General features: G+C 65.4%; 14 protein-coding genes. 6 read left to right on the forward strand and 8 right to left on the reverse strand.

Annotation, left to right across the window (positions count from 1 at the left end; genetic code table 11):
- On the forward strand, nt 1–1,153 hold a 1,153-nt coding region (locus tag VEI45_RS19375; RefSeq protein ID WP_324856150.1), incomplete at its 5' end, for an NAD(P)/FAD-dependent oxidoreductase.
- Complete coding sequence (locus VEI45_RS19380) at nt 1,150–2,037, forward strand: SDR family NAD(P)-dependent oxidoreductase (protein WP_324856151.1); 888 nt, start codon at nt 1,150–1,152, stop codon at nt 2,035–2,037. The genes VEI45_RS19375 and VEI45_RS19380, both read left to right, overlap by 4 nt.
- Here the strand turns inward: VEI45_RS19380 and VEI45_RS19385 are convergent.
- The 8 genes from VEI45_RS19385 to VEI45_RS19420 form a co-directional block, all read right to left on the reverse strand.
- Complete coding sequence (locus VEI45_RS19385) at nt 2,034–2,660, reverse strand: Dabb family protein (RefSeq protein ID WP_324856152.1); 627 nt, start codon at nt 2,658–2,660, stop codon at nt 2,034–2,036. The genes VEI45_RS19380 and VEI45_RS19385 overlap by 4 nt on opposite strands.
- Nucleotides 2,653–3,000, reverse strand: a complete 348-nt coding sequence (locus VEI45_RS19390; protein ID WP_324856153.1) for a hypothetical protein — start codon at nt 2,998–3,000, stop codon at nt 2,653–2,655. The genes VEI45_RS19385 and VEI45_RS19390 overlap by 8 nt, the downstream gene beginning before the upstream one ends.
- Nucleotides 2,993–3,931 (reverse strand): alpha/beta hydrolase, encoded by a 939-nt coding sequence (locus VEI45_RS19395; RefSeq protein ID WP_324856154.1) that lies wholly within the window; start codon nt 3,929–3,931, stop codon nt 2,993–2,995. Before VEI45_RS19395 ends, VEI45_RS19390 begins: the two co-directional genes overlap by 8 nt.
- Complete coding sequence (locus VEI45_RS19400) at nt 3,928–4,779, reverse strand: IclR family transcriptional regulator (protein ID WP_324856155.1); 852 nt, start codon at nt 4,777–4,779, stop codon at nt 3,928–3,930. The genes VEI45_RS19395 and VEI45_RS19400 overlap by 4 nt, the downstream gene beginning before the upstream one ends.
- 149 nt (nt 4,780–4,928) lie before the next feature.
- Nucleotides 4,929–6,395, reverse strand: a complete 1,467-nt coding sequence (locus VEI45_RS19405; RefSeq protein WP_324856156.1) for an FAD-dependent oxidoreductase — start codon at nt 6,393–6,395, stop codon at nt 4,929–4,931.
- Nucleotides 6,392–7,300, reverse strand: a complete 909-nt coding sequence (gene bphC / locus VEI45_RS19410; protein WP_324856157.1) for a biphenyl-2,3-diol 1,2-dioxygenase — start codon at nt 7,298–7,300, stop codon at nt 6,392–6,394. Before bphC ends, VEI45_RS19405 begins: the two co-directional genes overlap by 4 nt.
- A gap of 9 nt (nt 7,301–7,309) precedes the next feature.
- Nucleotides 7,310–8,494 carry an acyl-CoA dehydrogenase family protein gene (locus VEI45_RS19415; protein ID WP_324856158.1) on the reverse strand — a complete coding sequence of 395 codons (1,185 nt, stop codon included), beginning with the start codon at nt 8,492–8,494 and terminating at the stop codon, nt 7,310–7,312.
- A 93-nt stretch (nt 8,495–8,587) separates the two neighbouring features.
- Complete coding sequence (locus VEI45_RS19420; protein ID WP_324856163.1) at nt 8,588–8,782, reverse strand: 2Fe-2S iron-sulfur cluster binding domain-containing protein; 195 nt, start codon at nt 8,780–8,782, stop codon at nt 8,588–8,590.
- Between the two features lie 82 nt (nt 8,783–8,864).
- On the opposite strand from VEI45_RS19420, the gene VEI45_RS19425 reads away from it, so the two are divergent.
- The 4 genes from VEI45_RS19425 to VEI45_RS19440 form a co-directional block, all read left to right on the forward strand.
- Complete coding sequence (locus VEI45_RS19425) at nt 8,865–8,990, forward strand: hypothetical protein (RefSeq protein ID WP_324856159.1); 126 nt, start codon at nt 8,865–8,867, stop codon at nt 8,988–8,990.
- A gap of 6 nt (nt 8,991–8,996) precedes the next feature.
- The gene (locus VEI45_RS19430) at nt 8,997–10,604 is read left to right on the forward strand and encodes an NAD(P)/FAD-dependent oxidoreductase (protein WP_324856160.1); all 1,608 of its coding nucleotides are present in this window, start codon (nt 8,997–8,999) and stop codon (nt 10,602–10,604) included.
- Nucleotides 10,605–10,651: 47 nt separating this feature from the next.
- Nucleotides 10,652–11,428 carry an SDR family oxidoreductase gene (locus VEI45_RS19435; protein WP_324856161.1) on the forward strand — a complete coding sequence of 259 codons (777 nt, stop codon included), beginning with the start codon at nt 10,652–10,654 and terminating at the stop codon, nt 11,426–11,428.
- Nucleotides 11,429–11,446: 18 nt separating this feature from the next.
- Nucleotides 11,447–12,150 (forward strand): SDR family NAD(P)-dependent oxidoreductase (locus VEI45_RS19440; protein WP_324856162.1); only part of this gene is annotated, 704 nt, incomplete at its 3' end.

Here is a 12,150-nt window from a genome sequence, read left to right on the forward strand (position 1 = left end):
CGCCGACGGCCAGCGCGACATCAGTTACGCCAGCGTCGTGGTCACCGCCGCCGGATACCTCAACCGCCCGCGCTGGCCCGATGTCCAGGGCCGGGATACGTTTGCGGGCACCAGTATTCATTCGGCCTTGTGGGATTCGTCGCTGGACCTCACCGGCAAGAAGGTGGCGATCATCGGGGCCGGCTGCACCGCCGTGCAGATCGTCGACGCCTGCGTCGACCAGGTGGAGCACCTGACGGTGTTCCAGCGTCAGCCGCATTGGGTGGCACCCCGCAAACGGCTGACCGACGAGGTGCCCGCACACAAGCGCTACCTGGGGCGGCACCTGCCGCACTACGCGAAGTGGAACCGGCTGAAGTCCTACTGGGGCACGGCGGACAACAACTACCCGATCATCCTGCAGGACCCGGAGTGGGCCAAGGACCATCTGTCCATCTCTCCGGCCAACGATGTGCTGCTGCAGATGTGCCTGGAGTACATCGAGCAGACGTTCGGCAAAGACACTGAACTGGCCAAGAAAGTAACCCCGGACTTCGCGCCATATGGCAAGCGGATCATCCGCGATCCAGGTGGCTACTACGCGGCGTTGACCCGCAAGCACGTCGACGTCGAGGCCAGCGAACCGGCCGAGGTCAACGCGAAAGGCATTGTCACCCATGATGGTCGGCAGATCGACCTCGATATCATCATCTACGCCACCGGCTACTACTTGGATTTCCTGTCCACCATCGACGTCCGCGGCCGCGACGGCAAGAGGCTAACCGACGAATGGGGCGACAGTCCCCGCGCCTACCGCGGCGGAACTGTGCCCGGTTTCCCCAACCTCTTCACCATGTCGGCGCCGAATTACAGCCCCGGCCACGGTGCAGGCGCGAACTTCTCGATGGAGGTGCTGGCGCACTACATCATCGAATGCCTGCAATTGATGGCGCTGCGCGGCGCCACCACCATCGAGGTCACCCAGCGGGCGTACGAGGACTACGTCGCCGAGATTGATGAAGCGATGAGCCGTACCGTCTGGTGCCACACGCCGACTGCGCACACTTACTACCGGTCGGGTTCGGGCCGTGTGGTAGTGGCCACGCCGTATCGGCTGGTCGACGTGTGGCATCAGCATCGGGCGCCGATCGAAGAGGATTTCACCCTGCGATGACGCAATTACTCAGTGGGAAAACGGCTTTAGTGACCGGTAGTAGCCGGGGAATCGGACGTGCGATCGCCCAGCGGCTGGCGGCGGAAGGTGCGACTGTGGCGGTGACGGCCCGCGCCTACCAGCCGTCGCAATCTACCCGCGCGGGGGTCATCTCGGCGATCCCAGGGACGATCGACGAGACCATCGCGCTGATCGAAAACGCCGGTGGATCGGCGTTCGGGCTGACCGCCGACCTCGAGGACGCCGGGGCGCGCGATGGCCTGATTGACGCAGTCCTGGACCACACCGGCCGCATCGATATCCTCGTCAACAACGCCGGTTTCGCCGACTACAGTTTGGTCGAAGACATGTCCCTGGAGACCTTCGACCGGACCGTCGAGCACTATCTGCGGACGCCGTTTGTCCTGACCAAAGCTGCAGTGCCGCATATGCGTAAACAAGGTGGTGGGTGGATCGTCAACATCGGGTCCGTCACCGGTGTCGCCCCGGTGCGGCCCTACCGCGAGTACAACAAGACTTCCGGCGACGTTATCTACGCGTCGATGAAGGCTGCCCTGCACCGGTTCACCCAAGGTGTGGCCGCCGAACTGCTCGACGCCAATATCGCGGTCAATTGCGTTGGTCCATCGACGGCGGTCCGTACACCTGGTGCAGCACAACTCATTCCAGAGTCTTTTCCGACCGAGCCAGTCGAGTATCTTGCCGAGACGGTGTTCGCGATGTGCCATCTGCCCGCCGCAGAACGCACCGGCCTGGTGGCGTTCAGCCTGCACTATCCGTGGTCGCAGGGTCTGACAGTGCATTCTCTGGACGGCACTTCGACACTGCCGCCGCTGGAGCCGCCAGCCACGGCTAATCCGAACATTCAGGCCGCGGGAATCTAGCTCAGCACCGGGTCGGGCATCGCGCAGAAGCTGTGGCAGAGGCGGTCGCGGACGATCACGTCGGTGGTCTCGGGGTCGAACCAGCGGTCCACGACAGCCCAATGGATGGGGTGCATCAGGTAGGGCCCCATCAGTCCGTGGACGTCGGCGAACTCCTGCTCGAACACGTGGGTCCACGCCGAGGTGCCGACAGCATCGGATACCCGGCTCAGTTGCCATGCCCGGATCGCCGGCACGTAGCGCGGCATCAGCGACAACTCGTGCTCGAAGCGGGCGACGGTGGCCTCAGCGGTGTCGGGCGCGACGGACAGCAGCAGCGCCCGGTACACCGTGCCGGGGGTATCGCTGGAATTAACGGGCTCACCTGAATAGCCCGCACCGTTGACCCGGGTCACGGCGGGGTCGGCCATCAGTGCGGTGAATCGCGTTGCCGCGGAATCCCAGTGATGCTTGGTGGCGAATCTCAGGTGCATGAGGATGTCACCGCCGTTACGCGCACCGGGCAGCGTTGGCTCGACCACCCCGCGCAGCGCCCCGGCCGCGGCGGCGGCAGCGCGCAACTCACCGAGTATCCGGTCGCGATCGCCCTCGCGAACGTCGAGCAACCGGGTGACGCTATACATCGCAGAGGCCGTCCACGTCGTGGGCGGCCGCGGCGAACGACCGGGACCGCTCCTGCACCAATTCGCCAATCCGCGACCACCATTCGCCCAGCGCCGGGTCGAGTCGGCCCTTCCATGTCATCTCCCACCATGCCTGGGCGCTGGGCAGTGTCCAGGTGATGGTGACGGTATTGGATAGATCCTCGGACCAGATCGGCGGGCTGACCAGGATGTCGCGCAGCGTCATACCGCGGTCGCGTGCGCCCGGCGCGTACTCGGCGAGGTAGGTCTCGACGAATCGTCGCGCGCAGCCGGGCCGCGGCACCACACGGTCGATCACGAACACTTCGCCGTCAGCCATACGCCGTCCTTATGGCCGCGCTTAGCTCCAGGCACGCCCGCTGCCGGGCTCGCTGGGCGATGTCCAATATTGGCATGCTCATGAAACCGTGTATGCCGCCGTCGAATTGGGCGCACACAACGGATACCCCGGCCTCCTCGAGCGCCGAGGCGAAGGCCAGCGCCTCGTCGCGCAACGGGTCGTGCCCGGCGATCACCATTACGGCGGGCGGCAGTCCGTGCAGGTCGGCGTTCAGCGGTGTGGCATATGGATGCGCGCGGTCGGTCATGGAGGGCACGTACTGATCCCAATACCACCGCATGGCCGGCTTCGGGTTGTAGAAACCCTTGCCGAACAAGCGATACGACTCGGTGTCGAAGTCCGATGCGATCACCGGGTACAGCAAGAACTGGGCGGCCAGTGCCGGGCTGCCGCGGTCGCGGGCCATCAATGCCGTCACAGCGGCCAGGTTCCCGCCGGCGCTGTCGCCGCCGACGACGATCCGGCCGGGGTCGCAGCCGAAGGTGTGGGCATTGCGCGCCGTCCACTGGGTGGCCGCGTAGAGGTCGGCGACCGCCGCGGGCCAGCGATGCTCGGGCGCTAACCGATATGCCACCGAAACAACCACGGCGGGAAGGCGATTGGCGATATTACGGCACAGCTCGTCGTGGCTGTCGAGATCGCAGAACACGAAACCGCCGCCGTGCGCGTACACCAGAATCGGCAGGCCATCGTCTTCACCGGCATCGGGCCGGTAGATCCGTACCGGGATGTCGCCGCCGGGCCCCGGAATGCTTTCGTCGCGGACCTCGGCAACCGGCTCGGGTTCGGCCGGCGGCACGAACCGGGAGCGGATGGTCGCCCTGGCCTGCGCGCCGGTCATGTTGTGGACCGGCGGAAAGCCGGCGTCGAGCTCCTCGATCAGGGCGGCGATCTGTGGATCGAGGTTCACGCGTACTGCAAGGCGGGCCGCGACGCGGGAGCCGGACGCCGCGGTAGCAATGGCCGTAGCGGCTGCAAGGTCGGCGCAACTCGCTGGGGGCCGTCCTCGACGTTGCGCCAGATGGCCATCGCAGTCATCCGGACCGGGGCCGCCAGCCGTTGATCGAACATCATGCGATTCATCGGACCGCAGACTGACAACGCAGCGACCGCCTCGCCCGGGCTCCCGATGGGGGCTGCAACGCAGCCGAAGCCGAGCAGCGACTCCTCGCGCTCGAATGCCACACCGTGGGCCCGCACCTTGGCCAGTTCGACTGCAAGTTGGGAGCTGCTGGAAATCGAATACTTGGTCTTGCGGACCTGCAGATCCACCTCGGCCTCCTCATCGCTGTAGGCCAGGATCGCCTTGCCGACGGCGGTACAGTGCGCGGGCTGACGTCCGCCAACCCGGCTAGGGATTGCGCCGATCGTCCGATCACCGACCTTCTCGAGGTAGACGACGTCGGGTCCGTCCAGCACTGCGAGGTGCACGACGAGACCCGTGGCGCGGTGCAGTTCGCCCAGCAGCGGAGTGGCCGCGCGGACGAGACGGTCTTGGTGCACAGCGAGGGAGCCCAGCTCCACCAGCCGCATGCCGAGTTCGTAATCGCGACCACTACGGCGCAGCCAGCGCAGTTGCACCAGGCGCTCGAGCATCCGATGCGCCGACGAGCGCGGCAGTCCGGTGCGGCGGACGATTTGCGCCAGCGTCAGCCGTCCCGGGCCTTCGAATGCGTCGAGGACCAGGGAGATGCGGTCGATGACGGCCGAGGGGGTGGCCTGTTCGGCGGTCGCTACGGCGTTCACGGTCCCTGACATAGGTTCTCCAAACCTTGTATGTCTGAGTGACATATTTCTATTAGTAATATCAGATTTGTACCACAGTGGTGTGGCCGTTGTCACTACGCACACGAAAATTGCCGTCGGACACAATCGTTGTCCGGCAGCAAAAGATGGATCAGCGCAGGTCAGCCCTTGATTGCCGACTGGCCTGCGCGGCGGCCGTAGAAGCTGCCGTCACCAAGCGAGACGCCGCTGGCGTAACCCCATGCGGCCAGGCCGGCGGTCGAACGACCCGCAGCGAAAAGCCCCGGAATGGGCTCACCGTTGACATGCAGCACCTCGGCGTCCAACGTGGTCGCAAGCCCGCCCAAGGTGAAGCCGCCGGTGCTGTCCCGCAGGTCGATTGCGCCGACCGGGGACCCGATCGGCTTCACCCACTCGGACTTCTTGTGCAGCAGCGGATCTTCGCCGCGGGCCGCGCCGTCGTTGTAGGCGGCCACGGTCGCCTGCAGCGAACCGGGTGTCAGGCCCATATCGCTTTCCAGGTCGGCAACGCTGTCAGCCACCCAGGTAGCCGGTCGCAGCATTAGCTTCGGTGACCACGAGGCCATCGCCTCCTCCTGGGCATCGCCGTCGATGACCAGGTAGGCAATATTGTCCTGCTGGTAGAGGGTTAGCTGGCCGATCCGACCCGGGTAGGTGTCCTCGGTGACGTAACGCTGACCGCGGCCGTTCACCAGGATGCCGCGCACCAGTTGCTGAGGGTCGATGAAGATCGCGACTTCGGTGGCGTCCATGTGCGCGAGGTCGGCGCCCAGCGCCTGGGCCATCCGGATGGCCTGCCCGTCGTGCTGTTCGATCGAGGCTGCCGGGCGTCCCGCGATCCGCGGGGCAAAGCGCGTCACCATGGCGTCGTTGTAGGCGAAACTGCCCGTCGCGAGCACGACCCCAGTGTGGGCGCGGATCGTCATCTCGGTGCCGTACTGGCGGGCGCGGACCCCGACCACTCTGCCGTCGGATTCAACGACCAGGCATTGCACCCGCACGTCGTAGAGTGCCCGCGCGCCGGCGGTGGTGGCGGTGTCGACCAGCGGCTTCATCAGCATGTAGCCCGCGCTGGCCTCGCCCTGCTTCTTGTTCTGCATTTGCGGGATGTGCCCGCGCGGGGCCGGGGTGGCAATGGTATTGAACGGGTAGGCGTTTTCGCCGCCGCTGTACATCAACCCCTGGTCGCCCATCGGTTCCCAGCCGGGCTCGGAGAAGAACTCCGCCTTGAACGGCACGCCGCAGCCGACCAGCCAGTCGAAGTGGGCGACGCTGCCGGCGCAATAGTCGGCGATCCGGTCCTCATCGGCGCCGGGCCCCATAGCCACGTTGAGAAAGGCCGCCATGTTCTCGACGGAATCAGCAAAACCACAAGCTTTTTGCAGCGCCGTTCCGCCGCCGAGGTAGATGAAACCACCGGCCATCGCCGCCGCGCCGCCCCAGGACCCGGTGCGTTCCAGGACCAACACCTCCGCGCCGGAGCGAGCCGCTTCGACCGCCGCTGCGGCGCCAGCAACTCCGTAGCCGGCGATGACGACGTCGGCCTCGTGGTCCCACGAGGTGATCGACGACGCCAGTACGGGCGTTACGTCGGCGTCCGGGGTCATAACCGCATTGCCGCAGGCATCTCACCGACCCACTGGTGGCCCCAATAGCTGTCAGCCGTGATTTCCTCTGCGGTGTAATAGGCTTCGTCGACCCGCATACCGTCGGTGCCGAATTCGATGTCCCAGTCACCGGGTGCGCGGACGTAGAACGACAGCATCTTGTCATTGGTGTGACGCCCGAGGGTTGAGGACAACTGGAAGCCTTCGGCGTTGACGCGGTCCAAGGCCTGACCCACGGCGTCGAGGGTGTCGACCTCGACCATGATGTGGACAAGGCGTGGATCGCGCAAATGTGCGGCCGGGACAATCGCCAGACTGTGGTGTCGTTCGTTGATCCCGAGGAAGCGAACCCGCACCGGGCCAAACTCTTTGGGCAACGGTACGCGGAACGCGCCGCGGGAACGGAAACCGAGTACATCGGTATAGAAATCGAACAGCCCGTTGGGATCGGTGGCCGGCACGACGACATGTCCCATTCCCTGATCGCCGGTGACGAATCGCGCGCCGAACGGGGTGATGACTGGGCTGTGGTCAAGCACCGCGCCATGGAACACCTCAAGCGTGGTGCCGGCCGGGTCTTCGAACGTGATCACCTCTTCTACCCAGCGGGCCTCGGCGTCATCGGTGGACAATTGCTTGAACGGCACTCCGGCGCCGTCGAGAGCTGCTTTGACCCGCTGCAACCCCGGGTGATCGCGCACTTCCCAGCCGACGGTGAGCACCCGGTCGGTCTCACCGGGCATCACGATAAGCCGGGCCACACGCTCATCCATCCGCAGGTACAACGCTGACGGGTCGGGTCCCTTGCCTTCCGCGAAGCCGAGAACACCGAAGGCGAACTGTCGCCAGCGATCGATGTCGTTGGTCGAAATCGTGATGTAGCCAAGGCTTTTCAGGTCACTCACGTGTAACTCCTAGATCAGCGCCCGCAGCGGGCCCTCGGGCGGATCGATGCCCAGCGAGCTCAGCGCCGACGCGTGATACGTGGTGCCGGGCATGTGGATGGCGTGCAACTGGCCGACGTGCACATCGCGCCAGTACCGCTGCAGCGGTTTGTCCATCCGCGCCGCATTCCCACCGGAGCGCGCGAAGATCTCATCGACCGCGGACACCGCGCGCCACACCGCGCGGACTTGGGTACGACGACCCGCTGCGCGATCAGCGAACGACACCTCCTTTCCGGAAGCGACGATGTCGTAGATGCGATCGGCGTTGGCCAGCAATTCCTGGCGCGCGGCGTTGATGTCGGCGGCGGCCTCGCCGATGGCGTACATGACGTAGGGGTCGTCCTTGATCGCGGTTCCGGTGGCGGCGACGCGTTCGCGTTGGTAGTCCAGGTGCGCGGCGAGCGCGCCCTCGGCAATGCCGATGGTCGCCGCCGAGATGCCCAGCGGGAACATCGTCGACCACGGCATCAGATAAAGCGGCTCGGTCATGCCGGCCTCGCGCTGGGCGGTGCCGTCCATCACCTTCGTCGCGTCCATAGTCCGATAGGCCGGGACGAACGCATCCTTGACGATCACGTCCTTGGAGCCGGTTCCGCGCAGCCCCACAACATTCCACGAGTCTTCGACGATCTCGTAGTCCTTGCGCGGCAGAATCATGTGGAGCATCTGCGGCGGCATGATCGGTCTGCCCTCGCTGTCGCCGAGCATCGCGCCCAGGATGATCCAGTCGCAGTGGTCGGTTCCCGAGCTGAACTGCCAGCGGCCGTTGAAGATGTAGCCGCCGTCGACCGGCTTGGCCACACCCTGCGGCGCGTAAGGGGACGCCATCCACGTGTCGACATCATCGGCCCAGACTTCGGCCGCCACCTTCGGATCCGCATAAGCCAATTGGTAGGGGTGCACGCCTACCACGCCGACAATCCAGCCGGCAGCCGGATCCAGCGCCGCGGTGGCCATCACCACCTCGGCGAACTCACGCGGGTGGGCCTCAAACCCCCGGTACTGCTTGGTCTGCAGCAGCCGGATCAGGCCGGCCCCTTTCATCAGCTTGACGGTGTCGTCGGTGAGCCGGCCAATCCTCTCCGCTTCGGCGGCCTGCTCGCGCAACTGGTCGGCCATGTCCATGACCCGGTCAAGAACCCGCTCGCTCATGTTTGTCGTCCTTACGTGTGAGGGCTTATCTAATGGTGTACCGCAGTCCGTGCCGAACCCGAAGGCGATCCCGGTGAGCGGACCTAAATGCGATCAAAACTCGATGTGCACATCGGCGCTCACCGGCCTGGCCTGACACGCGAGAATCAGGCCGTCTCGTAGATCCTCGGGCTCGAGGATGTCGCACGCCGCCATGTCGACCTCACCCTCGACGACGGTAGCCACGCACGAACCACAGCGGCCTTCCCTGCACGAATGGGGCACATCAATGCCCGCATCGAGCAACATCTCGACCAGGGTCTGGGTGCGTGGCCAGCTAAACCGATGCTGCTGACCGTCGAGTTCTACTTCGACCTGCGCGACTTCTGACATGAGCAGATGGTCCGGCATCGACGCGGCACGGTACCCGCGCACGCCCGATGGCCGGGAAAACTTGGCCGCACCGCCCGGTGACCGGGAACGGCGGGACGCGGCGTGGCAGACGTACCTACAGTGAATGCTTGTGAACCTCGATGCACCCCTGGACGTCGTAGTGGTGGGCGCCGGGTTCGCCGGTCTGTATGCCCTGCACAGATTGCGCGCGCAAGGTCTCTCGGTGCGGGTACTCGAGGCCGCGCCCGAGCTGGGCGGCACCTGGTATTACAACCGGTATCCGGGTGCGCGCTGTGACGTCGAGAGCGTCGACTACTGCTACTCGTTCTCCGACGAACTGCAGCAGGAGTGGAACTGGACCGAGAAGTACGCCACCCAGGCCGAGATCTTGCGCTACCTGAACTGGGTCGCAGACAAACTCGACCTGCGCCGCGACATCGCGTTCAACGCCCGGGTCGTCTCGGCGGTGTTCGACGAGACGACGCTGCGCTGGACAGTGACCATCGACAGCGGGCAGGTGCTCTCGGCGCGGTTCTGCGTGATGGCGACCGGCCCGTTATCGGACGCGTTGACCCCGAACTTCCCCGGCCTGGATAGCTTCGCGGGCGAGATCTACCACACCGCGGCGTGGCCTCACGATCCCGTCGATTTCACCGGCAAGCGGGTGGCGGTCATTGGCACCGGATCATCTGGCATCCAATCGATTCCGGTAATCGCCGAGCGGGCCGCGCACCTCTACGTCTTCCAGCGCACCCCCAACTACAGCATCCCGGCGGGCAACAGGCCGTTGCCCGCCGAGGAGCTCGACGACATCAAGGCCGGCTACGCGGAGCGACGCCGGCTGTCCTGGCGCAGTGGCGGCGGTTCACCGCATATCACCGCCCCGAAGCCGACCATGGAGTTCACACCCGAGGAGCGCCGTGCGGCGTTCGAAAAGCGTTGGCAGCTGGGTGGTGTGCTGTACTCCAAGACATTCCCCGACCAGATGAGCGACTTGGCGGCCAACGACGAGGCCCGCAAGTTCTACGAGGAGAAGGTCCGGGCGGTAATCGACGATCCTGCGATCGCCGACCTGCTGATACCCAATGATCACCCGATTGGGACCAAGCGAATCTGCACCGACAGCAACTACTTTCAGACGTTCAACCGGCCCAATGTGTCGCTGGTCAGTGTGCGCGCCACCCCGATCGAATCCGTTGACGCCGCCGGGATCAACACCACCGACGGCCACTATGACCTCGATACAATCGTGTTCGCGACGGGTTTCGACGCGATGACCGGTGCGCTGGGCAGAATCGACGTCGTCGGCCGCGACGGTGCGACGCTGCGCGACGATTGGGCGCACGGACCGCGCACGTATCTGGGGTTGGGCGTCGACCGGTTCCCCAATCTGTTTTTGATCTCGGGCCCTGGAGCACCCGCTGTGCTGGCGAACATGGTGCTACACGCCGAGGCGCAGGTGAATTGGATCAGCGAGGCCATCAACTACCTCGACAATCACGGTTACGCCGCAATGGAACCGACTCGAGACGCCGTGGACGGCTGGGTAGCCGAATTAGCCCGGCGGGCCGAGATGACGCTGTTCACCAAGGCGAACTCGTGGTACATGGGCGCCAACGTGCCGGGAAAGCCCCGTGGCTTTATGTTGTTCGTCGGGGGATTCGCGACGTACAACGACATCTGTGCCGAGGCCGCCGACGCCGGGTACAAGGGATTCGTCTTGGTGAAGGCCCCTTGATGCCGGGTCTGCGGCGGAGGTGCAGATAACTACAGAAAGTTGTTGCGATGGAGAGTAATTCAAGGCAGCTGGCCGGGAAGGTCGTCGTCATCACCGGGGGCGCGGGCGGGCTCGGCGCGGCGTTCGCGCGCCACATAGTCGCCCGCGGCGGCAACGTGATGCTCGCTGACCTGCTCGACGACGAGGGCAAGCAGCTGGCCGACGAGCTCGGCACGCACGCGCGTTACACCCATCTCGACGTCACCGACCCCGAACAGTGGTCGGACGCGGTGCAGTTCACCGTCACCGAGTTCGGCACGCTTAACGGCCTAGTGAACAACGCCGGGGTGTCGACCGGTCAATACCTCGAGCACGAGCCGGTGGCGCACTTCCGAATGGTGTTGGAGGTGAACCTAGTCGGGGTGTTCAACGGTCTGCAAGCGGTAATCGCGCCGATGCGCACAGCTGGCGGCGGCTCGATCGTCAACATCTCGTCTGCGGCCGGCTTATTCGGTCTGGCGTTCACGGCCGGCTATGGAGCCTCGAAGTGGGGTGTGCGGGGATTGTCGAAGATCGCGGCCGTCGAGCTGGGCGCCGATCGCATCCGGGTCAATTCGGTGCACCCCGGCATGACCTACACGCCGATGACCGCACATGTCGGCATCCAGGTCGGCGAAGGCAACTATCCCAACACGCCGATGGAACGGGTCGCGGTGCCCGACGAGATCGCCGGCGCCGTGGGTTATCTGCTGTCCGACGACGCCGCATACGTCACCGGCGCGGAGATTGCGGTCGACGGAGGCTGGACTGCCGGGCCGACGCTGAAATATGTTATGGGGCAGTAGAACCAGACAGGAGTCCAGATGAAGCGATTGGAACACAACCGGATCCTGGTGACCGGCGCTGCCTCGGGCATCGGGCAGGCCACCGCGCTGCGCCTGCTGGACGAGGGCGGCGCGGTGGTCGCCGCCGACGTCGCCGCCGACGGGCTGGACAAAACCCGCGCCCGGGCCGCGGAGATCGGAGCCGGTGAGCGGCTGACCACGTTGGAGATGAACGTCGGCGACGAGCGGTCGGTGGTCGACGGTGTGCGCTCGGCGGTGGACACGCTGGGCGGCCTGGATTCGCTGGTCAACGCCGCCGGAATCCTGCGCGCCGCGCACACCGATCAGATGGGCCTGGACCTGTGGAACCAGGTCATCGGCGTCAACCTGACCGGGACCTTCCTGGTGGTCCGCGAGGCGCTGCCGACGCTGTTGCACAATCCCCGCAGCGCGATCGTCAACTTCAGCTCGACGTCGGCGGCGTTCGCGCATCCCTACATGGCGGCCTACGCGGCCAGCAAGGGCGGGATTCAGTCCTTCACCCATGCGCTGGCGCTCGAGTACGCGAGTAAAGGACTACGTGCGGTGTGCGTGGCGCCCGGAAGTATCAAGTCCGGAATCACCGATGCCACAGCCGGATACATCCCTGCGGACGCGGACTGGACGCTGTTCACCCGGCTGATGCCGATCATGCCGACCACGCTGGAATCCAGCGGCGCCGGGATGGCCGACCCGGCGGCCGT

The sequence above is a fragment of the Mycobacterium sp. genome (genome assembly GCF_035623875.1).
In the GTDB taxonomy this organism is placed as follows: Bacteria; Actinomycetota; Actinomycetes; order Mycobacteriales; family Mycobacteriaceae; genus Mycobacterium.